17 protein-coding genes are annotated in these 22,410 nt (G+C 49.8%); 10 read left to right on the top strand and 7 right to left on the bottom strand.

What is annotated here, in order from left to right:
- Positions 1-187 precede the first annotated feature (187 nt).
- Together fni and AC286M_RS24990 are read left to right on the top strand one after the other, a co-directional pair.
- Positions 188-1,291, top strand: a complete 1,104-nt coding sequence (gene fni / locus AC286M_RS24995; protein ID WP_488206956.1) for a type 2 isopentenyl-diphosphate Delta-isomerase — start codon at positions 188-190, stop codon at positions 1,289-1,291.
- A 268-nt stretch (positions 1,292-1,559) separates the two neighbouring features.
- Positions 1,560-2,051 (top strand): peptidoglycan-binding domain-containing protein, encoded by a 492-nt coding sequence (locus AC286M_RS24990; protein WP_488206955.1) that lies wholly within the window; start codon positions 1,560-1,562, stop codon positions 2,049-2,051.
- Between the two features lie 230 nt (positions 2,052-2,281).
- On the opposite strand, the gene AC286M_RS24985 is transcribed toward AC286M_RS24990, so the two are convergent.
- Positions 2,282-3,301 carry a DnaJ C-terminal domain-containing protein gene (locus AC286M_RS24985; protein WP_488206954.1) on the bottom strand — a complete coding sequence of 340 codons (1,020 nt, stop codon included), beginning with the start codon at positions 3,299-3,301 and terminating at the stop codon, positions 2,282-2,284.
- Positions 3,302-3,684: 383 nt separating this feature from the next.
- Here AC286M_RS24985 and AC286M_RS24980 point away from each other — a divergent pair, with 383 nt between their 5' ends.
- The gene (locus tag AC286M_RS24980) at positions 3,685-4,644 is read left to right on the top strand and encodes a class I SAM-dependent methyltransferase (RefSeq protein ID WP_488206953.1); all 960 of its coding nucleotides are present in this window, start codon (positions 3,685-3,687) and stop codon (positions 4,642-4,644) included.
- 1 nt (position 4,645) lies between these two features.
- Positions 4,646-4,960 (top strand): Precorrin-3B methylase, encoded by a 315-nt coding sequence (locus AC286M_RS24975; protein WP_488206952.1) that lies wholly within the window; start codon positions 4,646-4,648, stop codon positions 4,958-4,960.
- A 160-nt stretch (positions 4,961-5,120) separates the two neighbouring features.
- On the opposite strand, the gene AC286M_RS24970 is transcribed toward AC286M_RS24975, so the two are convergent.
- Together AC286M_RS24970 and AC286M_RS24965 are read right to left on the bottom strand one after the other, a co-directional pair.
- On the bottom strand, positions 5,121-6,245 hold the full coding sequence (locus tag AC286M_RS24970) for a site-2 protease family protein (RefSeq protein ID WP_488206951.1): 1,125 nt from the start codon (positions 6,243-6,245) through the stop codon (positions 5,121-5,123).
- 372 nt (positions 6,246-6,617) lie between these two features.
- Entirely contained in the window at positions 6,618-7,250 is a 633-nt protein-coding gene (locus tag AC286M_RS24965) for a glutathione S-transferase family protein (RefSeq protein ID WP_488206950.1), read from the bottom strand.
- 527 nt (positions 7,251-7,777) lie between these two features.
- Here AC286M_RS24965 and AC286M_RS24960 point away from each other — a divergent pair.
- Entirely contained in the window at positions 7,778-9,757 is a 1,980-nt protein-coding gene (locus AC286M_RS24960) for an alpha/beta hydrolase (protein WP_488206949.1), read from the top strand.
- A gap of 198 nt (positions 9,758-9,955) precedes the next feature.
- On the opposite strand, the gene AC286M_RS24955 is transcribed toward AC286M_RS24960, so the two are convergent.
- The 4 genes from AC286M_RS24955 to AC286M_RS24940 all read right to left on the bottom strand — a co-directional run bounded on the left by AC286M_RS24955 (position 9,956) and on the right by AC286M_RS24940 (position 15,510).
- The gene (locus tag AC286M_RS24955; protein ID WP_488206948.1) at positions 9,956-10,561 is read right to left on the bottom strand and encodes a hypothetical protein; all 606 of its coding nucleotides are present in this window, start codon (positions 10,559-10,561) and stop codon (positions 9,956-9,958) included.
- Between the two features lie 135 nt (positions 10,562-10,696).
- Positions 10,697-11,908: a type II secretion system F family protein gene (locus AC286M_RS24950; RefSeq protein ID WP_488206947.1), complete on the bottom strand. Its 1,212-nt coding sequence runs from the start codon at positions 11,906-11,908 to the stop codon at positions 10,697-10,699.
- A gap of 330 nt (positions 11,909-12,238) precedes the next feature.
- Complete coding sequence (locus AC286M_RS24945) at positions 12,239-13,351, bottom strand: type IV pilus twitching motility protein PilT (RefSeq protein WP_488206946.1); 1,113 nt, start codon at positions 13,349-13,351, stop codon at positions 12,239-12,241.
- A 158-nt stretch (positions 13,352-13,509) separates the two neighbouring features.
- Positions 13,510-15,510, bottom strand: a complete 2,001-nt coding sequence (locus AC286M_RS24940) for a GspE/PulE family protein (protein WP_488206945.1) — start codon at positions 15,508-15,510, stop codon at positions 13,510-13,512.
- 914 nt (positions 15,511-16,424) lie between these two features.
- Here AC286M_RS24940 and grpE point away from each other — a divergent pair.
- The 5 genes from grpE to rsgA all read left to right on the top strand — a co-directional run bounded on the left by grpE (position 16,425) and on the right by rsgA (position 22,357).
- Complete coding sequence (grpE, locus tag AC286M_RS24935; protein WP_488206944.1) at positions 16,425-17,183, top strand: nucleotide exchange factor GrpE; 759 nt, start codon at positions 16,425-16,427, stop codon at positions 17,181-17,183.
- Positions 17,184-17,553: 370 nt separating this feature from the next.
- Positions 17,554-19,515 carry a molecular chaperone DnaK gene (gene dnaK, locus AC286M_RS24930; protein WP_488206943.1) on the top strand — a complete coding sequence of 654 codons (1,962 nt, stop codon included), beginning with the start codon at positions 17,554-17,556 and terminating at the stop codon, positions 19,513-19,515.
- Between the two features lie 164 nt (positions 19,516-19,679).
- The gene (gene dnaJ / locus AC286M_RS24925) at positions 19,680-20,819 is read left to right on the top strand and encodes a molecular chaperone DnaJ (RefSeq protein ID WP_488206942.1); all 1,140 of its coding nucleotides are present in this window, start codon (positions 19,680-19,682) and stop codon (positions 20,817-20,819) included.
- 15 nt (positions 20,820-20,834) lie between these two features.
- Entirely contained in the window at positions 20,835-21,098 is a 264-nt protein-coding gene (locus tag AC286M_RS24920; protein WP_488206941.1) for a sulfurtransferase TusA family protein, read from the top strand.
- Positions 21,095-22,357: a small ribosomal subunit biogenesis GTPase RsgA gene (gene rsgA, locus AC286M_RS24915; protein WP_488206940.1), complete on the top strand. Its 1,263-nt coding sequence runs from the start codon at positions 21,095-21,097 to the stop codon at positions 22,355-22,357. Before AC286M_RS24920 ends, rsgA begins: the two co-directional genes overlap by 4 nt.
- Positions 22,358-22,410: the final 53 nt, after the last annotated feature.

The raw sequence follows: 22,410 nt of genomic DNA, 5'->3' as shown, positions 1-22,410 counted from the left end.
GCGATCGCAGATCCAGATCGCAATATAAAACTAGACTTCCCACATCCCCCACTAATCCTTTACAGCCTCTACAGCCCTCTACAGCCTTCCCTCAACCTCTAGAACAACAAAATATTTACCAAAAGCCATTCCAGAACCGATGCGTGGGAAACTGGATCTTCGCAAGGTAGAACAACGACTTCGATCCGTGACTCCATCTTCTTCCACCCATTCCGCTCCCGCTCAAGGTACGCCAGATACCGCTCACGCAGCCCCCGAAACCGCTCATGAAACTCAGGTTCGCAAGGCCGATCATCTGCGGATTTGTCTTGACGAAGACGTGCAGTTTCATCGCACAGGCAATGGTCTCGACCGCTATCGGTTTGTCCACTGCTGCCTGCCCGAATTGGACTATCAGGATTTGGTGCTGAGTACAACGTTCCTCGGCAAATCTCTAGGTGCGCCGCTGCTGATCTCCTCCATGACGGGCGGCACCGAGCAGGCCAAGCTGATTAACACTCGACTGGCCGAAGTGGCGCAGCAGTATCGCTTAGCAATGGGCGTCGGCTCGCAGCGGGTGGCTGTAGAAAATCCAGAGCTGCAATCGACCTTTTCTATTCGTGCGATCGCACCCGATGCGCTAATTTTTGCCAACCTCGGCGCGGTGCAGTTGAACTACAGCTACGGCTTAGAACAGTGCCAGCAGGTGGTGGACTGGCTGGAAGCCGATGCGCTGATTCTGCACCTGAATCCGCTGCAAGAGTGCGTCCAGACGCGGGGCGATACGAATTTCAAGGGACTGCTGGCAAAAATTGAAACTCTCTGTCAGCAGTTGCCTGTCCCAGTCATCGCCAAAGAAGTCGGTAACGGCATCTCGGCTAAAATGGCGCAGCGGCTGATTGACTGCGGCATCAGCGCCATTGACGTGGCGGGCGCGGGCGGCACCTCCTGGGCACGGGTCGAAAGTGAGCGAGCGCAGGACTTCAAGCAGCGCCGCTTGGGCAATACCTTTGCCGATTGGGGCTTGCCGACTGCTGATTGTATTACTTCGGTACGTGCGATCGCACCTGAAATCCCCCTAATCGCTTCCGGTGGACTGCGGACAGGTTTAGATGTAGCGAAAACCATTGCGCTGGGGGCAGATCTAGCGGGACTGGCTTGGCCATTTTTGCAGGCCGCATCGGATTCAGAAGCGGCAGTTTATGATTTAGCTGAGCTATTGGTCGCCGAAATCTCGACAGCTATGTTCTGCACTGGTAGCGCAACGCTAGCGGATCTGAAAAATCCCGATATCCTCCAGCGGCTGAGCTAAGCCATCCAGCAACTGTTCTGAAACCCCCAAAATCCTTTTGAAAGGCTCGCAATATCAGCCCTTTCAAGATTCTGGGGTTTTCTCTTAATCTTTGAAAACTGCTTTTGCGCCTAAATGCCCCGGTTTGGGTCATAGGGTCTGCCGAAATCTCCTAGGAGCGAATTGATATTTTTATTAGAACGGATTCAAGCGTTCCATCAAGTTCACTTCGAGTCCATTCGTAATTATCGATTACCCCTATCGACTCACATCCTGTAAGGAGTTTCTGATGCAAACCAATATCAACATCCAACGTCCCACTGTACAGCGCGGTTCTCAAGGTGCAGTTGTAAAAGATTTACAGCACTTACTCAATCAGCGTGGCCCCATCCAGCTTCAAGTTGATGGCATCTTTGGCCCTCAAACTGAGTTCGCAGTCAAAGTAATGCAGTACCGTCTGTTTCTGGCAGAAGATGGTATTGTTGGCCCCAAAACCTGGAAATCTTTAGACGCAGGCTATCCAGTTGATATGCCAGTTCTGCGTTCAGGTAGCCGCAATGAGCATGTTGAGCGCCTGCAGCGAGTATTCTCTGGCTTCGACAATCTGATCTATCCGCTGTATCATGCTGGCCCAATTGATGGCATTTTTGGCCCCAAAACGGAAGCCGCGGTCAAAGTGTTCCAAGGCGAATATCGCCTCGTTGTCGATGGCATTGTTGGCCCTCAAACTTGGATGGCACTGTATACCCTATCTAGCCAAGTTAGCCACGCAACGCTGTAGTTTGCTTTCAAGCTAGTCCCAGAAGCAATCCTTCTTTGACTACTTTCATCTGACAAGTTCTCTACTGATAACTGAAGCCCTTCTGGTCAGCGAGTTGACACAGAAGGGCCTTTTTTGATCAGAACATCTCTTCGTTTTTCCACGGTGAGAAGGGAGCAGAATAGGGAAAGCTCCTCTCTCTATAGGCAAAAACTTTAGGATAGAGCCACAGGTTGACAAACTTTAAGACTCTACAGATGAATATTGGCGATGCTGCTGCGGGGATTCATTGTGCGGCTGTCGCGAATTTTTTCGTAGCACTCGCGCTCAACCTCGCTGAGAGTCTTCGGTGGTACAATTTGCACCCGCACAAGCTGATCGCCACGTCCGCCTTTGCGGTTTGGCCAGCCTTTGCCCCGCAGTCGGAGCGACTGACCAGAGCGGATACCAGCCGGAATCGTCATGGTGACAGAACCATCCGGTGTCGGTACATCAATTGAGCCACCTAACGCAGCTTCATCCGGTGCAATCGGCACTTCGCAGGTCAGATTATCGCCATCCAGCTTGAAGAACGTATGGGGCTGGAGCTGCACATTCAGGTACAAATCGCCCCGCTTATTCGATCCCATTGGATCGGCCACACCTTTGCCCCGCACCCGAATCCGACTGCCATTTCTTGCTCCGGCGGGAATCCGTACGTCAATCACCTCAGTCCCCAAATTGAGTCGCTTTTGGGCACCGTGGAAGGCTTCGCTAAAGGTCAGGGAAATAGACGCTTCCTGGTCTAAGCTGGCACCAGCGGTTGAGCCTCCCCGGCCACCAAACCCCGTAGCGAAATCATCAAAGCCACTAAAACCACCTGCGCCCCGTGGCGAGCCACCATAGCCATAGGTGCGGCTTCGGCCTCCAGCTGCGCCACCCGTGGAGAAGCGCCCCAGCAGTTCGTTAATAAACTCGTCAAAGCTGCCGTAGTTGCTGAAGTCAAAGCCACCCACGCCGCCGGGTGCGCCACCTGCCCAGCCACCCGCCTGTCCGGCTTGCTTCCAATATTGACCAAACTGGTCATACTTTTTCCGCTTATCGGGATCAGACAGCACCTCGTAGGCTTCATTGACTTCTTTAAAACGAGCCTCGGCTGCTTTATCGCCAGGATTCAAGTCAGGATGATATTTACGGGCCAATTTGCGATAGGCTCGCTTAATTTCGTCAGCATTTGAGCTTTTGTCTACTCCCAGAATGGCGTAATAGTCTTTGAAATCAGTTGCTGCCATCCAAATTGCCTCCTGCTTGAACTTGTTCGTTCGATACGTCTGATCTAATCTGCCCTGAGGCTTGCAGAGAAACCGGGCGTTTTACGTAAATTAAGATTCTAATCAGATCGTCCTGGGACTGTTATACGTACATTGGTGTAGCGTAGCTCAGACGATCAACTATTTTTAACTTTAGATATTTATCTAGTCTTAACGATTCTAGTCTTAACGATATCAAAGGGACTGATACTGTCAGGTTCGGTTCTGACCGACCTGCGATCGCAATATCCGCACCTTAACCAAAATTTGCCTGAAATTCCCGCTCAACCGCTTGTGCCAGGATTTGATTTAGGTAAATATGGACAGTTAATTCATTCTTGTTTTACATCATCTTATAGCGTCCTATGTCTGCGACTGTCTCCCCCCTATCAGCGGCTACGTCTCAAGTGATGAACGGCGTGGTGAATGGCGTCCTAGCGGTCAAGCCGCTGGCGCAGTTAGCCAAGACCCGTGCCCGCTCCATGATGGTCAAGCGAGCCGAAACCATTGGGGTGCAGTGGCGACAGGAAGTCCACGATCTGCGATCGCGCCAGTCGGGAGCCGAATTTGATGCCGCTTGGGAGCAGGATTTGGCCGCGATGACCGATCCCAATTTGGCCTATCCCGACTATTACACCACCAGTTTTCACGCCTACGACGAGGGCAATCTGGGCTGGACACCTGCCATGGAGCTAGATGTGGCAGCCCGTGCAGTTCACGCCCGTATCTGGCCGGAATCGGGCGCACAAGGCGATGCCCGCCTGCGGCAGAGCTACCATGATGTCCTGACGGCACAACTGCCGACTGCGCCCGAGACGATTGCGGACTTGGGCTGCGGCGTGGGTTTGAGCACGTTTACGCTGCAAGATACGTTTCCCAACGCGCAACTGACGGGTGTGGATCTGTCGCCCTACTTTGTCACCGTCGCGCAGTATAAAGCTCAGCAGACAGCGCACTACCAGTCCATGCGGTGGGTACATGCCGCCGCTGAAGATACACCGTTATCCAGCGGCTCATTTGACTTAGTATCCGCCTGCCTGATGTTCCATGAACTGCCCCAGTCGGCTGCGATCGCAATTTTGCAAGAAGCTCGTCGCCTGGTACGTCCTGGTGGTCACGTAGCTATTATGGATATGAATCCCCAATCGGAATTTTTGAAAACCATTCCGCCCTTTGTCTTCACGCTGCTCAAAAGCACCGAACCCTATCTAGATCAGTATTTTGCGCTCGATCTAGCCCAGGCGATTGAATCAGCGGGATTTGCAACACCGACCGTCACATTCAACAGCCCCCGCCACCGCACCTTCATTGCCCAAGCGAAGTAATATGGCCAAGCAAAATCCCGATCAACCCCTCGAAGGCGATGCCCTCATCAAAGAAGTTTGTCGGCGAATTCGAGTGGCACGCTCCTATTGGGATGCTCACAATAACCGCGCCTGTCGCGGTGAACGAGAAAAGGCACTAGAGCTGTATAACCAACTGACAAAGGAGCAAAAGCAGCAGATTCCGGAGGTGCTAAAAGTTTGGCTGCGCTACCGCAGTGAGAAGTATTTTGGCGATCACCGGACGCCGCCCGGAACAAAGCCAGGAGCAAAACATAAAAATAAAGGCAAACGCGGCAACGGTAAGCACAAAGGTTAGGCCAATTCGTTCTTGTGATCTAATCTTGCACCAAAAGCCAGAAAGCGCTCCCACGGGAGCGCTTTCTGGCTTTAACTGTGCTGCCTGACTGTGCTGATTAAGGAAGGCCAGTTTTACGCCTCTTTCCTCACGCATCAAGCGTTACTTCACGAGCCTTACTCTACGCAGATTTAAGCTGATTGGGATTGCGTAAGCGATCGATAATGGCACTTTTCTCAAGCAGTCCAACAACGTTACCGTTTTCAGTGATGACGGTGAGAGCGGATAAGCGCTTTTCTTCCAGAAGTTGAATCACGTCCAGCAGAGGGCGATTCGATTGAATGGTTAACTCAGATTCAGTCCGCTTAGCAATATCGCGCACTGTCTGCGTTTCCCACTGGTCAATTGGAATCTGCTTCAAATCTTCAATGGAGGCCGTACCCATGAGCTGCTGATCGTCATCCGTGACCAAGAACCGCTGCCAACCGCTATTTTGATTCAAGATTGACTCGTCGGCAAACTGGCGTAGGGATGCATTAGCCGCGATTACTGGGCTATCGGGTTCAACCACATCGCCAGCGGTCAAGCCGTCCAAGCGCTCTTGAAATTGCGCTGACTGTGCTGCAAACCCAGCATTTTGTAGCAAGAACCAACCGATCAACAGAGTCCAGACACTACCGATAGGGCTGAGGCCGAAGAAGGACAGTATGCTGAGGCCGATGGCACTCCAGCCGATGAATTGGCCAACTCGACCAGCGAAGGTGATTCCTTTATAGGAATTACCCGTAATCTTCCAGACCAGGGACTTCAGGACGTTGCCGCCGTCCAAGGGCAAACCGGGAATCAGGTTAAACAAACCAATTGCCAGGTTGATGTAGGCCAGCAGGTTCACAATCGCTGCAATTGGCCCAGAAACCGGAGCCAAGATGCCGATCGTCATGAAGAGGAAAAACAGCATGAAGCTAACTAGTGGGCCTGCGATCGCAACCCAAAATGCTTCCGCCGGACTGTCTGATTCTCGTTCCAGGCTAGCCAGTCCACCAAAGATGAATAGGGTGATGGACTTTACGTTGATGCCCTGACGAATGGCCACGAAGCTGTGACCCAGTTCATGAGCCAGCACGGACGCAAACAGCAGCAGCGCCGCGCCTAAACCTAATAACCAGGGAGCCGCACCCGTTAGCGTGGGGAACTGCTGAGCCAGTCCGCCACCATAATCCCAGGTCACAAGCGCGAGGACTAAAAACCAAGAGGGATTGATGTAAAACGGAATGCCAAATAAATTGCCGAATCTTAAACCGTTCATGTGATTCCTTATCGTTCAACGGAAAAGGCAATCGCTCAATATCTAGGTAAATACTGAAATGTCTAGTTATCCAAAGTCCGGTTGAAAGCCAATTACTTACAAGCTTTCACAAAAAACAAGTAAATTGGGTTCTTCTACACGGACTTGATACTGGCGCGATCGCAGAATGGATCACGATCAACAGGACGATTGACTTTCCCTTGGAGTGGTCATGCCATTCAGTTGGAACATGCAGCGTAAGAGGCTTTCGCTCGGCGCAGCACATACAAACTGAAGCATTAACCGCATTGTAACAATGTGTAAACTAAATGAGGGTCTGTCCTCTGATGGAATTCTCTACTGGCGAAAATATCTGCATTGTGTTACGGCAGGCTACTGGCAAACCGTTTGCACAACGGGTAGTTGACTGGCTTTTTGCCACCAGTCGAGCAGTTTGGGCGACTCGCTCATCACGGGCTGAAACTCTGGCGTTTGAGCCAGGTAGAGCAGCACCGGAATCACATACAGGTCGGCAAGACTCAATTCGCTACCCAGCAGATAGGGCGCATCTGCAATCAGGGCTTCAATGGCGGCGATGGCGGTGTGGGCAGGTGCGATCGCACTTTTTACGATCTGCTCATCAGTTTGTCCACCCTGGCTGGGCACAATCAGCCGCTGAATTACAATTTTGCCAATTACAGCCGGATAGAGATAGTTATCAACAATGCTCATAATTTGGAGCATCCGCGCCCGCAGCAGCGGATCAGTGGGGCTATATTTGCCATTGGCGAGTGTGGTGTTGACGTAGTCCGTAATGGCACTGGTTTCATACATCAGGGTGCCGTCTACCTCTAGTGTGGGCACTTTACCGAATGGATTCTTAGCCAAGTAATCCGATGACTGATTCTCGCTGTTAAAAATGCCAACATCCTGCAAGTCATAGTCAACGCCTGCTGATTCGAGCAGCATGCGCGTCGTGCGAACGTAGGTGCTAACCGGAGTTCCGTAAATCGTAATGTGGGGCATAAGCAGCGTAACGAATTTGTAATGTATTTGAGTGTCTGATCAGTATCTTAGGTATCTGTAGAAATTAAGGATCTATAGATAGAGTGAATAGGCCAAAAGATTGATTAAACTACACTGAACAAATGGCGCTGCTTATATTCCCTGCCAACACGAACTCATGAGGCAGGGCTTACACTGCCAGCTTGCACTGCATCATGATCGTACTGTTCAATTTAAGCTGGTTGAGCTGACCACATTTTGTCAAACTTCGTAAAGCCAGTTGTTGATGATGCAGTGTGAAAAGTCAATTTTGGGTACGTTGAGAGGAACATAACGGGTCTATATCTGTCCGTTACTGTTTAGGTAATGTAGCTGTATGTAAATGAACGCATACTAAAAACCGGGGGAGAGTCCCTCCGGAGGGGCTCTCCCCCGGTTTTTAGCTTTTGCATTTACTTATGCCAACTTACTTACTGTTTGGATACGTTGGCTGTTTGGATACGTTGGAAAACAACATATCTCTATCTCTGTCATTGAGCCATTTGAGAATGCTGAGTTTATCGATCAATTTGTTGACACCCAGTGTCCGCAATCGGCCTGCCCTGTTAAAGCGGCGACTTCGGCAGATTGGCTCAATTTTATGTATGAGCGGTTTACTGCTGGCAGGAAGTCAACTCCGCACCCGCGCCGCAGAGCGATTGATTATTCAAGTTGGTCCCGTCAAGCAATCCGTTGCGATCGCAGATTTAGAAGCCTTTGCTAAAACTGGTGAGCCACCCGACAGCTTATCGCTTTACCATCCGTTGCTCACGCCCAACGTGCAGCGCATTTTGTCTGACCAGCTTGCAGTCAACCCGGATCTTGGCAACAAAGTCGTTAAGGATTTATTGCAAACTCGCAGTGGCGTGAGGCTGATCGAATCCCTCGGAGAAATAACTCCAGATGTTTCGATTCCAGAACTACGATCAGCGCTCACCGTAGCGGCTCAACGGGATCAAAAGCTGAGTTTATTAGGGATGTTAAAGGCTCTGCCGCAGGAAACCGTGACGATTGATGCCCTGGCAGCCACCATGTTTGCCTCACAGATCAATTTTTCCTATTTACAAAGCCAGTCTATGGGGGCAGTTCTGGCGCAGCAGCTTTATGTTGCCACCGATGAGGAGGAATCTGCTTTACCTTCAACCGTTGATCCAACTCAGGTCGGCCCGTTTTCCACTCGTCACCGAGGGCTGCTACTCCGCGATACAGAACGCGATCGCTTGATTCCCGTCGAGCTGTACTGGAGCAAGCGCTACTCGCACGGGCCGCTGATTGTCATTTCCCACGGATTTGGAGCTGATCGCAAATTCTTAACCTATCTGGCTGAACATTTAGCTTCTTATGGCTTTGTTGTTGCCTCCATTGAGCATCCCGGCAGTAATGTTGCCGCCTTAACAACGCTGTTTCGTGAGACATCTGACGGGGATGTGCCGGATCAAAGCGAAGCCAGCCGCATTTTACCCGCCACTGAGTTTATTGATCGGCCTCAGGATGTTTCCTTTGTACTCGACCATCTTGAATGGCTCAATCAGTATTCCCACGTCCTCAAAGGACGACTCAACACCAATGAGGTCAGTATTATTGGCCACTCAATGGGCGGCTATACAGCGCTAGTTTTGGCAGGCGCACGACTCTCATTGCCTGAGCTACAGGATTTTTGCCAGAATCAGCGATCAGTTGACTTGTCTCCAGCTGATTGGCTCCAGTGCGCTGCCACCGACTTGAATAGACCTCGTCAATCACTGGCCGATCATCGGATTCGGCAAGTGATGCTATTTAATCCAATCATTGGTCAACTATTTGGTCAGCACGGCCTACAGGGAGTACGCGTTCCAACCCTGATGCTGAGCGGGACTGAAGATCCGGTTACACCCGCCATTTCTCAGCAGCTTTGGCCATTTGAGCAACTGCACAGTGAAAAATACCTCATTACTGCCGTGCGTGGCACCCATCTCAGCGTGGGCGATCCGGCCTATCTGAATCCGGCTCTGACGGAAAATCCGCTGATTCGAGAGCGCCCAGGTTATGAGACTGATGCACTGCGTCAGTTTGTACGCGGAATTAGCTTGGCCTTCATCATGCAAAAAACGCCGCAAGCGGATCGCTATCAGCCTTTCCTGACGGCTCAATACGCCCAGTCATTTGCAACTGAAGGTTTGCCCCTGCGGCTGAACGAAGAACTTCCCCCTGGCTTGTCGCAGTGGCTACGGGTGACAGCGCGTCCAGAGGGCGGCACCAACACACCGCTCCGCCAGTTGGCCTCTGCAATTCACTTAGAAGCGCTAGGTGCTTGGCATCAAGTCGCTACCCTACAGCAAACAATTTTGCGATCGCAACAGCCCACGCTATTCCCAGGCAGCACCAGCACAGCAGCACAGCTCGGCCCTCACTTACCCTGGAATATGCTGAATATTGACGGCTCGAAGGTTAGGGCTGGATTAGATACCGATAGACTGGATGTTACTACATTTGACACCGATAGGCTTTGATGGCCGAGCGGTGGGCAAGTTGCTTAAAACAAACTATGCTCATTGTTTCTGAATATCCTTGTCAGCCCACGCAAAAGTAGTTATAGGGATTCTAGATAAGAACGAGAGAGGAGAGTGCCTCAGGATGAGGCACTCTCCTCTCTCGTTCTCTCACTCTTAACTGGAATCACTATACTTAATAAGTTAACTGCTACTTGCCTAGTCCTGCGGTTGATCCTGGGACTCACGGGATGAGGCAGACTCATCATCCGCTCCGGCAAAATTTTCCTGAATGGCGGGTGATTGTGAGACAACAAACGGTAAACCGGCTCCTCGCAGTCCCCGCAAAATTCGATCTGGTGTTTCCGGAAATACTACAAATAGGGGTAGTACTTTATCAGCCCCTTCGCTCAACAAATGTTTATGGCGCATTGGCATGAGCCACTCATATTCTTGGCTCAGTAGCACCTGAGTGTGTCGCCAGCGCGTCAACAACGCCGAAAAATCTTCTTGAGGTCGATGAATATAGATGGGAATCTCAACACCCGTTTTGATTTTCCATTCTGGATCGCACATGAGAATCACGACGTCGCAGGGCAACGGAATCACTTCACCTGCGGCCACCTTGAGATCACTATGGGGTTTTGAGATGGTTTGTCGGACTCGAATATTCGGTAGCGGAATGGTGATAACGCTTTCATCGGGTCGCCGCATACTCGGAATGGTTTCCAGGTAGGGACGATACTGCTTCAAAAGTGCGATCGCACCGTCATAGTTGCTATACTCCGCTAGCAACTCTTCATAGTGAACTTGATAAACAACCATAGTCTTTCTATCGATCGCATCAACCATCTAGACTTTGCTTGGATCTTGGCTAATGTAGGTGAGACAGGTATATTGCTTCTACTTTTCCTAATTAGCCAAAATCCGTAATCCAAACTCTAAGCTGTAGATTCAGCCTTATCCAAGTTGATCGAAGACTGCAAACATCGGGAGATACATCGACAGCAAAATTGCGCCGACCATACCACCCAACAGCACAATCATAATTGGCTCCAACATACTCGTTAGTGCCTTGACGGCCTGTTCAATTTCATCTTCATAAAAGTCAGCCACCTTCATCAGCATCTGGTCAATTTCACCAGTTTCTTCGCCAATGCTGATCATCTGAATCGCCATGATTGGAAAAACCTGTTCTCGCTGTAGCGCCAGACTCATCATGCCACCGCTTTGCACCTCTTCCCGCGCATGATCGATCGCATTTGAAATAATCTGATTTCCTGCCGTATCACGGGTGATTTCTAAAGAGGTCAGAATAGGAACTCCAGAGCGAGATAAGGAACCAAATGTCCGACAAAATCTAGCAGTAGCCGTTTTCTGAATCAAATCACCGAACAAGGGCATTTTAAGAGACAACCGATCAATTACTTCACGGCCAGCACGAGTTTTATAGTATTGCCGATAAGCAAAGCTCAATCCCGCGATAATGACAATAATGCCCACAATGTATTGAGGCGTTCTTAGAACTTTACTAATGCCCAACATGATGCGCGTGAAGAGCGGCAGCGTCGTGCCCAACTCCTCAAAAATGCCAGCAAAGATAGGCAAGAGGAACACCGTCATTGCCACAAAGATGACGACTGCCAAAAATCCTACTGTGACCGGATAAGCCATCGCTGACTTAATTTGGTTTTGTAACCGGGCGACATCTTCCAGCAGTTTAGATAAGCGGTTTAGCACTTCATCCAGTACACCACCAACCTCACCAGCTTGAATCATCGCTACGTATAAATCATCAAAACAATGAGGATGTTTACTCATTGCATCTGAAAGATTGGTGCCCTGCTGTACCTCGGCACCGACCGCTTGTAGTGCTTTCTTCAGCTTGGGGTTTGGACACTGCTCTGACAAAATGCCCAGTCCCCTAACCAAAGCTACACCAGCATTAACCAGTGCAGCAAACTGACGTGAAAAAATCGCCTTATCTTTCACAGATACGCTGGTTAACAGATCGCTGAGATCAATACTTAAGCCTTGATCTTCCTTGATGTCCTGAACGAACAAACCCTGTTCTCGTAGGGCGGTACGAGCAGCGTTGGGTGAGTCCGCTTTGATTTTTTGCTTTTTAGAATTTCCAGCTGCATCGCGGGCAGTTGCAACATAGGTAGGCATGGCTTTGTCCTGTAAGGATTTATGCGATTAAAAATTTCTCTCACTTAAGGATAGAAATTGTTATAAGTTACCAGACAGCATCAATCTAACTTGAAAACCAGGAGGGCTGAGAAGGCCAAGTTCCCGATAAGAATCAAAATCTGATTCTTAGTGTAATGATATCTAGTACTTCAACATCATGTTTTCAACTATTTGGAAAACGGAACCAGCAAGTAGTCATTTTCGAGCTGAGCTTTACTGAATACCTGCTGGCTACCGTTGGTATTTCACGACAATATCGAATACATCTCGATTGCCTATTTGATCGCCAGTAACTGGCCAGTAGGCAGATTAGTGGCGTGCAGCCCCTGCTCCTGCATTAGTTGTCACAGCACCGCCGATCAGTCTCTGCAGTTCGTCAGGTCGGGAGGTTTTTGACATTGCATCTTCAAATGAGATCACACCCTGTTTACAGTAGTCGGCCAACACTTTTTCTAGTGTCTGCATCGACAACTTACCACCTGTCTGAATTGCAGAATAAATTTGGGCAGTTTTACCCTCACGAATCAGGTTAGAAATAGCGGGCGTGACAACCATAATTTCTTGCGCCATCACCCGTCCAAATTCACCGGGTTTCGGATTCTTTTTGGATACTAGGGTTTGGCTCAGTACAGCAACGAGGGAGTTGGAGACCTGAACTCGAACCTGTTGCTGCTGATCGGGCGGAAATACGTCTACCATCCGGTCAACGGTCTGGGATGCGGAGCTGGTGTGTAAGGTGCCAAAAACCAAGTGACCAGTTTCAGCAGCGGAGATCGCAAGCGAGATCGTTTCTAAGTCCCGCATCTCACCGACCAGGATGACATCGGGATCTTCCCGTAGAGCAGCTCTCAGCGCGTTGGCAAAACTCTTGGTATCTTCGCCCACTTGGCGCTGGTGAATCAAGCTTTTAATGGGTTCATATACAAATTCAATTGGGTCTTCAACAGTCAAAATGTGCTCTGGCCGAGTCAGGTTGATGTTGTTGATCATGGAAGCCAGAGTAGTAGACTTACCTGATCCGGTCGGACCAGTTACCAAAATTAAACCCCGAGGCTTTTCCGATAGCTCGCGCACGATATTGGGTAGGCCGAGCACTTCCATAGTAGGAATTTTAGAACTCAGTGCTCTCAAACAAGCTGCATAGGTTCCCCGATCTTTGTACACGTTGACCCGGAAGCGAGCAAGCCCTCGAACGCCATAAGAACAGTCAAGTTCCCAGGTTTGTTCAAGCGTCTTACGTTGTGTATTGTTGAGCATGCTGAAGATAAGCCGTTGGCACTGTTCCGCAGACATCGGTTCATGCTCGGTGGGGGTTAGCTTGCCGCTAATGCGGATGTAGGGAGGTAAGCCCGCAGATAAATGCAGGTCAGAACCACCCCGCTCAACGACCTCTTCCATTAGGTCTTCAATCATTAGTTCCATGAAGGTACCTCATCCTGAGATTTTGCTACAACGATACAAACTGCTCGGCAATAGAAATTGCCAATCGGTTTACCAGTTTCAACGGTGGGTTTGGTGCAAGGATGCCCTAGATCCAAACAAAATAGATCATTTGTGATCAGCTTGCACGGCTTTTATTCTCAATCTTGGAATCGCGGTGTTGTGCAGTATGGACAATCAAGCCATTCGGGTTCGAGTCCTGCTCCACACACTCGGCAGGTCAGTGAAGTTTTTCGTTTGGCTTTCAATTCTGCTTCTAAGCCCGAATCGGTGAAGGTAACCCGCTCAACTTCATCTAATGTGGTTAGTCCTTGAGAAACGAGATCTAGGCTATAAGCGAGCAAAGTTTTCATTCCCTCCTCGACTGCTACTTCCTTAATCCGTTCTGTCGGAGCACCTTCTGTAATCAGAGCCTGAATATTCTCTGTGACTCGCATTACCTCGTAGACACCACAGCGACCTTTGTAGCCAACACCGTTGCAGGTTTTACAAAGTGTATTGTCTTTCCGGGCCGCTTGAATTTCTTCTGGCTGGAGGCTGTTTGCTCGGTACAGAGTAATATCGGCATGAGCAGAGGTTGACAAACCAAATCGAGCCAATTCTTCTCGTTCAGGATTATAGGGAATACGGCAGTCTTGACAGACGCGACGGACAAGACGCTGTGCTAGGACGCCCAGTAGAGAACTGGAAACCATAAATGATTCAACGCCCATCTCCTCTAAACGTGCGATCGCACTTGGGGCATCATTCGTGTGTAAGGTTGTTAATACAAGGTGTCCCGTTAGTGCAGCCTCAATTGCCGTTTTGGCCGTTTCCTTATCTCGTGTCTCACCCACCAGAATGACATCCGGGTCTTGTCGCAAAAACGCCCGTAGGATGGACGCAAAATCCATGCCCTTTTCACGAATGACTTGCACCTGTGTTAAACCGGGCAGCGTATATTCAATCGGATCTTCTGCCGTACTGATATTGACGCCTGGATCATTCCGTTCGGCCAGAACAGAATACAGGGTTGTCGTTTTACCTGAACCCGTTGGACCTGTAACCAGGATCAAACCAAAGGGACGAGATGCCATGTCCTGCACAATCTTCAGCGTTTCTGGGTCGGTGATTAGCTTATCCAGTCCCAGTTGAGTTGAAGAGTTATCTAGAATCCGTAGTACAACCTTTTCCCCATAGTTACAAGGAAGAGTGTTGACCCGGAAATCGACCTTGCGGCCTTGGTACATTCGACGAATCCGGCCATCCTGGGGTGCGCGACGCTCAGCAATGTCAAGGTTCGAAATAATCTTGAAACGAGCCGTGACCGCAGACACAATCTTTTTGGGCAGCGGATCGAATGCCTGCCGTAGAACGCCATCTTTCCGGAAGCGAATTCGCAGGGATTCTTCTTGTGGCTCAACGTGAATATCAGAAACGCCTTCCTGGAGCGCTTTCACAAGAATTTTATTCACCAAAGCAATGACAGGTGCCGCCTCTGCGTCTTGCAGCGCTGCTCCGAGGTCGGCCTCTTCGTCTACCGCATCTTCAAGGTCATCTAGATTATCCAATCCGGCAATGTCGGATTGAACATCGGTTGCCTTCCGAAACTCGTCCTGTTTCTCGCGCTCAATTCGCTCATCCAAGTAGCGGGACAGCAGGCTTTGAAAGTCTTCTGTCGTGATTACCATGCGCTGCAACTTGAGAGACTTCGGGCGCAAAATCCGATTCAGGTCGTCTTGAGCATCTAAGTTCTCAGGATTCACCATAGCTACCAGTACAGAGGGTGGATCCTCTTGCTGTGATAGTGGAATCAGCTTATAGCGGCGGCAAATATCAACTGGAATTAGCTCGTCAATGAGTTGGCCAATTTGTACATCAGGAAAATCGCTCAGTTCCGGATCGAGAGATTCAATCCCGTATAAGATTTTTAGTTCAAAAAGGTATTGTTTTTTGTACTGACGAATTAAATCTGGTGGCAGCTGCTTGCCTGTCATTGATTCCAGAACATCCGTCAAGGATCGTCCCGAACGCCGACTTTCAACGAGGGCTTGTTGCATCTGCTCGCTATCAACGAACCCAGATTGAACTAGTTGATTGCCAAAGGGAGATAGGTTGTTTTGTACAACTAGAGCACGCCGCGACGAGGAGGAATTAGCCATAGCTAGTGCGAAAGATCCTGATTACAGTTATATTCCCAAAATTCCCTGCGATACTGAATCCGGCTACAGAGTACCAGAATGATTTCTCAACTACGCTATGCCTAGCTTAAAAACCGAAGGTTGTAACCAGTGGATTCTGTATGAAATAGGGAGCATTTAGACCGTGTTGATGAATGACAACGCCAATGTAATGAAATAAGCCTAGTCTATCGTTACTTAAACGAGATGGCGTTAGTAAACTTTCGTATGTTTATCCGGAGATGGCTCTGAGCATAATCGCTTAGATCTCATAGGACAATTCCAGTATTCCCACACTTTCGCAATTTCATACGTTGACATAGAGCAAAATCAGGCAAAATTTGGCTTGGATGGGTCAGATGAAGCTGGCTAACCTCCGACAAGGATGGCGTAGATCTGAGATGACTCTGTGAACGATCATGGTTAAGCTTTATAAATAAATCTTGCAAATGCAGCAGTAAGCGGTTCTCGCGCCCTCAGTGTGACGCACCTTGACGCAATGTCAAGGTGTAAATGAACAGTCTCCTCAACCAGTTCTTCTCAACAAGTAGAGAAAATCTATATTTAGAGGTAAAACATATATGAAATTTGGGCAAACTGTTGAAAGCCTAGCTGGCCTTTCAGCATCTGGTTTGAAAACTCCAGAATCATCTTTCCAAAGAGCGTGTCGTACATGTCGTTGTAAAAGCACAGCTCGTTTGGGTAAGCAGCTTCAGGATTAGTACAGCTCTCCAGACCTCTTTAATTTGCTGATCGGGCATTAATTTAGACATTGGGTTGGGGTGTCCAGGTGATGTGTCTTAACATGGGCAAAATATAATGACAAAGAACAGAACGTCAGAGTTCAGCGATCGACTTACATTCTCAGTAAATCGCGATTAGGTTAGTAGTTAACGATGATGGATGAAGAAATTCGGCTAGACAATGCCCAAGAGGACAATTTGGATGCAGCAATGGGGGACGAGGGCGTTACTCCAGTAGAGGCTCATCAATCTGCTGTGGAGGGAGATGCCGCTGCTGTCGATCGATCTGCGGTCGAAGAATTGACAGACGATATGGCAGAGGAAGCCGCACCCGCTGATTCGGAAGGAACGGCGACCCAAGATGCAGAAAGTATGGCTGCGATCGCAGGTTTATCTCAAGAAATTGAGTCGCTCAAGGCCCAGTTAGAAGACCGAACGCAGCAATATATGCGCATCGCTGCCGACTTCGAAAATTTCCGGCGGCGCACTCAAGGGGAGCGACAAAGCCTGGAAACTCAAGCTAAATGCTCCACTATTAAGGAGCTGTTGCCAGTTGTGGACAACTTTGAGCGGGCGCGATCGCAGATTAAGCCCGAGACGGAAGGGGAAATGACCATCCACAAGAGTTATCAGAGTGTCTACAAACAGCTAGTAGATTGTCTCAAGCGAATTGGTGTGGCCCCGATGCGGGCAGAAGGACAAGAATTTGATCCTAACCTTCACGAGGCTGTCATGCGCCAACCGACGTCGGAGTATGAAGAAGGCGTTGTGATGGAAGAATTAATGCGTGGTTATCTACTTGGAGACCGCGTGTTGCGGCATGCGATGGTGAAGGTCGCTGCTGCACCTGACCCAGACATGGAACCGAATTCAGCTGAAGCTGGAACAGAAACTGAACCAGCCGCTGAATAAGGTGTATCCTTTTGGCTAACTTATACTAGCTGGCCAGTCAAATTTGGCTAACTTCAGTACAGTTAGCCATCTAAAAAAGTAGTAGCAGAAATGCTGCTGTGCAATCCGGTATTTATGAATTCCCTTGTGAATAATAAAAAATAACTGCGATCGCACTCATTAAGGTATCAATGTAGCTCCTAAATGGCAGTTCATTGATACCTGTAATTCACACCAAACTACGGTTGTTTGGTAGTTGTTTGAAAAAAAACTTGGATGTTTTGTGTTGACTGATGTTAATCCTTGGCCTCAACACGTCCATCCTAAGAAAGTTGAGTTATTCTCAACGTGATTACTAATCCTAGCTCTGTCGCTATTCACCCCCTGAATTATGGGAAAAGTCATTGGTATCGACCTCGGAACCACTAACAGCTGTGTCGCCGTCCTCGAAGGAGGCCAACCTGTTGTCATTTCAAATACAGAAGGGGGACGCACAACTCCCAGTATTGTCGGTTTTGGTAAATCTGGAGAGCGGCTCGTTGGCCAGCTAGCAAAGCGGCAAGCCGTTACCAATGCAGAAAATACTGTGTTCAGTATTAAACGCTTTATTGGCCGACGGTGGGACGATACTGAGGCAGAGCGCGCACGCGTTTCTTACACCTGTGTAACGGGCCGAGATCAAACCGTTGATGTGCAGGTGCGGGGACAAACTTATACTCCTCAAGAAATTTCTTCTATGATCCTGCAGAAATTGAAGCAGGATGCTGAAAGTTATTTGGGAGAAACCGCTACTCAAGCTGTAATTACAGTGCCAGCTTATTTTACTGATGCCCAACGACAGGCCACCAAAGATGCTGGAACGATTGCGGGTTTAGAAGTACTACGGATTATCAACGAGCCTACAGCCGCAGCGCTCTCCTACGGTCTAGATAAGCAGGATCAAGACCAAACCGTCCTTGTGTTTGACTTGGGTGGTGGTACGTTTGACGTATCTGTGCTGCAACTAGGAGACGGGGTTTTCGAGGTTAAGGCCACGGCTGGTAACAACCACTTGGGTGGAGATGATTTCGACAACGTTATTGTTCGCTGGATGATCGATGCCTTTCGGGAACAGGAAGGTGTTGACTTATCGACCGACAAAATGGCACTTCAGCGACTGCGTGAAGCAGCGGAAAAAGCCAAAATTGAATTATCTAGCATGGTGTCCACACCGATTAATCTTCCTTTCATCACAGCAGATGAAACGGGGCCAAAGCACCTAGAAATGGACTTGACTCGTGCCAAGTTTGAGGAATTAGCTAAGGAGCTAATCGATGGCACTCTCGAACCTGTCGCTCAAGCCCTGAAAGACTGTGAGCTAACTACGGACGACATTGATCGAATTATTTTGGTTGGTGGTTCAACGCGGATTCCAGCCGTACAGGCTGCGATCACGGGCTATTTTAACGGTAAGACGCCTGACCGCTCCGTTAATCCAGATGAAGCGGTTGCATTAGGTGCGGCTATCCAGGCTGGCGTTTTGGGTGGAGAAGTCAAAGACCTGCTGCTGCTGGACGTGACGCCGCTCTCGTTGGGCATTGAAACCCTTGGGGAAGTCTTTACGAAGGTGATTGAGCGCAACACTACAATTCCCACTAGCAAGACGCAAACATTTTCGACCGCAACGGATGGACAAACGTCGGTTGAGATTCACGTCCTGCAAGGTGAGCGGGCGATGGCAAAAGACAATAAGAGCCTCGGTAAGTTCCAGTTGACCGGGATTCCACCAGCGCCACGCGGGATCCCGCAAATCGAAGTCGCATTCGAGATTGATGCGGACGGGATTCTACAGGTTGCCGCTCGTGATAAAGGAACAGGTCGTGAGCAGAGCATCCGGATTACCAATACGGGTGGTCTGAGCCAGACTGAGGTTGAGCGGATGCGGCAAGAAGCTGAAGTTTATGCCGACGAAGACCAGCGGCGAATTCGAGTGGCTGAGCTGAAGAATCAGGCCGACAACCTCTTCTACAGCTACGAAACCACAATGCGGGATAACGCTGATGTCATTAGTGATGAGCTAAAGGCTTTAGCCGCAGAGCGGGTTTCGGAACTGCGGGCTGCGATCGCAGATCGGAATGTGACGCCAGAAGATTTACAGGCCTGCCTCAATGCACTGCAGCAGACTCTAATGACAGTCGGCACATCGGTTTATCAGTCCGCAGGCGATATGGGCGAGGGGGAAATGTTTGAAGAGGCTCCGACCGAGGTGGCATCAGATAGTATTCATCCCGATGATGTCCCTGATCCCGATGATGATGATTACGATTTCTCAAATGATGCGACGGTAACAGCCGACTACGAGGCCATCGACTAAGGTCGAGGTTCGGTTTCCACCATCTGTTGGGGCTTTCTTGAACGTCACCATTCTCGCTATCCTAGACTCTTAGCAGGCTAATCAATCTGTAATTGCCGGATTGGTTGTCTGACTCATTGTTGTAATTGACTGTTGTAAATCCTAGCCCTTAATACTGCTGCTCTATGGCCCGTGATTACTACGAACTGCTTGGCGTTTCTCGGGATGCTGACAAAGATGAAATCAAGCGTGCCTATCGCCGCTTAGCTCGGAAGTATCATCCAGATGTCAACAAAGAGGATGGGGCGGAGGAGACGTTTAAAGAGATTAATCGGGCCTACGAAGTCCTATCTGAACCCGAAATGCGATCGCGCTATGACCGCTTCGGCGAGGCAGGCGTTGGTTCCGCTGCTAGCGCTGGCGCTGGATTTAGCGACTTTGGCGACATGGGCGGTTTCGCAGATATCTTTGAAAGTTTCTTCAGCGGTTTTGCAGGTGGCAGTGCAGGTGCGGGTACATCAGCACGACGGCGCAGTGGCCCAGTACGGGGTGAAGATCTGCGGCTTGATCTGAAGCTTGACTTTAAAGAAGCCGTATTTGGCGGCGATAAAGAAATTCCAATTAATCACTTGGAGAGCTGTAATACCTGTGATGGTTCGGGCGCAAAACCTGGCACTCGCCCACGGGCCTGCACAACCTGTGGCGGCTCTGGTCAAGTTAGACGGGCCGCTCGTACGCCGTTTGGTAGTTTTACTCAAGTTTCGGTTTGTCCGACCTGTACGGGTAGCGGTCAGGTGATTGAAGAGAAATGCGAAACCTGTCACGGTAGCGGGCAGGTACAGCGGACGAAGCGCCTGAAAATCACCATTCCAGCGGGTGTGGACAACGGCACCCGTTTGCGAGTCGCCAGCGAAGGTGACGCGGGTAAGCGGGGTGGCCCACCGGGAGATCTATACGTTTATCTATTTGTTAACAGCGATTCCACCTTCCAGCGAGACGGCATTGATATCCTCTCAGAGGTTGATATTAGTTATCTGCAGGCCATTTTAGGCTGTCGGATGGAAGTTGAAACCGTCGATGGCAAAGAAGAACTCCAGGTGCCATCCGGAACCCAACCTGGCACGATACTAACCTTAGAAAACCGAGGCGTTCCTCGTTTGGGTAATCCGGTTAGCCGAGGCGATCATCGCATCACTGTTAACGTCGAAATTCCCAACCGTATTTCATCCGAAGAACGTGAGCTGCTCGAAAAATTAGCCAAGCTGCGGGGTGATCGAGTGGGGAAAGGCCATCTTGGCTTTTTAGGCGATTTATTTCGTGGATAAGGCTGCATTTACATCATGATTTCACCCTCTGCTGGTAATTCTGCCGCGAAGGCTCCAGACGATCAGCTTGATCTGCGCGGCACACCCTGCCCAATTAATTTTGTGCGCACCAAACTGCGCTTAGAACAATTGTCACCGGGTTCACTGTTGGAAGTCTGGCTGGATCCCGGCGAACCAATTGAGCAGGTGCCTGATAGCCTCAAGATGGAAGGTTACAGTATTGAGCGCCTGGATGAGCAAACGGGCTACTTTGTCCTGCACGTCCGTTGTCCGGTATGATGCCGAGCTACACGCAGTTTAACTCGCAGGCTGACTCCAATTCATCGGCTGGTCAGGGCCATGCTGGCGATAATGGAGATCAGAATTGCGATCGCAACTTACCCTCTCTACCCGTCACACCTGCGAGCGATACGTCCGATAGTGACCCGACGCAAGCTGCAACGGATCTAATCGGCACTGTTTTAGCTGTACAGGCTAATTACTACTGGGTTCGCTTAGATCCGGCAGTAGCAGATTTGTCTATGGTTCCTGATCAACCGACGATGCTGCTGTGTACCCGCCGGACACTGCTGAAGAAAATTGGTCAGCAGGTAATGGTCGGTGACCGCGTCACTGTCGAAGAGCCGGATTGGGAGGGAGAACGAGGTGCGATCGCAGTTGTGCATCCTCGCACAACAGAGCTAGATCGTCCCCCAGTTGCCAATGCCGACCAAATTCTGCTGGTATTTGCCTTGGATGAACCGCCACCGGAGCCGTGGCAGTTGAGCCGATTTCTCGTCAAGGCGGAAACAACCCAGCTGACCGTGCAAATCTGCCTCAATAAGTGCGATTTGGCTTCCACCGAACAGCGGCAGGAGTGGCGTAATCGGCTGGAACAGTGGGGCTATGCTCCCTTATTTGTCAGTGCCAGCACAGAAGAAGGACTCACTCAGCTGACTGACCAGCTCAAGCAGCACGTGACGGTCATATCGGGGCCATCTGGAGTAGGCAAGTCGAGCTTAATTAATCGGTTGATTCCTGAAGCCGACCTGCGCACGGGACGTGTGTCAGGCAAATTGGGACGAGGTCGCCATACGACGCGCCATGTAGAACTCTTTGAACTACCAGATGGTGGACTGCTGGCTGATACACCAGGATTTAATCAACCCGATTTGCAGTGTATGCCACGGGAACTGGTGAGTTATTTTCCAGAAGCACGGCAGCAGCTAACCGATCAATCTTGTCAATTTAGTGATTGTTTGCATCGAGACGAACCCAACTGTGCCCTTTCGGACGATTGGGAGCGCTACGAGCACTATTTGGCTTTTTTAGACGATGCGATCGCATATCAGCAGAGTTTAGAGCAGCGAGCGGATCAAGAATCAACGGTCAAAGTCAAAAACAGTCAGTCCGGCCAGCTCCAGCATGAGCCAAAGCTCTCCCCTAAAAAATATCGTCGCACGTCCCGCAAATCGCAAAATCAAGCCCTGCAAGAACTCCGCTACGACATCGATAATCTAGCAAATGAAGAAGACTGGGACGACTGGCTTGACGAGTAGGCAACAGGTGACAATACGTGAACGATTCAGGCAAACCGGAAGCAGTTCTGCTG

The sequence above is a fragment of the Thainema salinarum CENA647 genome (assembly GCF_057732415.1).
Note: the sequence above shows the minus strand (reverse complement) of the source record. Positions and strands in the feature narration are given on the sequence as shown.

Excerpts from the sequence above, each read along its gene's own strand:
- AC286M_RS24955 (WP_488206948.1), bottom strand. The coding sequence starts at position 10,561 with ATGGTTGTTTATCAAGTTCACTATGAAGAGTTGCTAGCGGAGTATAGC.
- AC286M_RS24950 (WP_488206947.1), bottom strand. The coding sequence starts at position 11,908 with ATGCCTACCTATGTTGCAACTGCCCGCGATGCAGCTGGAAATTCTAAA.
- grpE (WP_488206944.1), top strand. The coding sequence starts at position 16,425 with ATGATGGATGAAGAAATTCGGCTAGACAATGCCCAAGAGGACAATTTG.
- AC286M_RS24945 (WP_488206946.1), bottom strand. The coding sequence starts at position 13,351 with ATGGAACTAATGATTGAAGACCTAATGGAAGAGGTCGTTGAGCGGGGT.
- AC286M_RS24965 (WP_488206950.1), bottom strand. The coding sequence starts at position 7,250 with ATGCCCCACATTACGATTTACGGAACTCCGGTTAGCACCTACGTTCGC.
- dnaK (WP_488206943.1), top strand. The coding sequence starts at position 17,554 with ATGGGAAAAGTCATTGGTATCGACCTCGGAACCACTAACAGCTGTGTC.
- AC286M_RS24990 (WP_488206955.1), top strand. The coding sequence starts at position 1,560 with ATGCAAACCAATATCAACATCCAACGTCCCACTGTACAGCGCGGTTCT.
- rsgA (WP_488206940.1), top strand. The coding sequence starts at position 21,095 with ATGATGCCGAGCTACACGCAGTTTAACTCGCAGGCTGACTCCAATTCA.
- AC286M_RS24980 (WP_488206953.1), top strand. The coding sequence starts at position 3,685 with ATGTCTGCGACTGTCTCCCCCCTATCAGCGGCTACGTCTCAAGTGATG.
- dnaJ (WP_488206942.1), top strand. The coding sequence starts at position 19,680 with ATGGCCCGTGATTACTACGAACTGCTTGGCGTTTCTCGGGATGCTGAC.
- AC286M_RS24970 (WP_488206951.1), bottom strand. The coding sequence starts at position 6,245 with ATGAACGGTTTAAGATTCGGCAATTTATTTGGCATTCCGTTTTACATC.
- AC286M_RS24960 (WP_488206949.1), top strand. The coding sequence starts at position 7,778 with ATGCTGAGTTTATCGATCAATTTGTTGACACCCAGTGTCCGCAATCGG.
- AC286M_RS24940 (WP_488206945.1), bottom strand. The coding sequence starts at position 15,510 with ATGGCTAATTCCTCCTCGTCGCGGCGTGCTCTAGTTGTACAAAACAAC.
- AC286M_RS24920 (WP_488206941.1), top strand. The coding sequence starts at position 20,835 with ATGATTTCACCCTCTGCTGGTAATTCTGCCGCGAAGGCTCCAGACGAT.
- AC286M_RS24985 (WP_488206954.1), bottom strand. The coding sequence starts at position 3,301 with ATGGCAGCAACTGATTTCAAAGACTATTACGCCATTCTGGGAGTAGAC.
- AC286M_RS24975 (WP_488206952.1), top strand. The coding sequence starts at position 4,646 with ATGGCCAAGCAAAATCCCGATCAACCCCTCGAAGGCGATGCCCTCATC.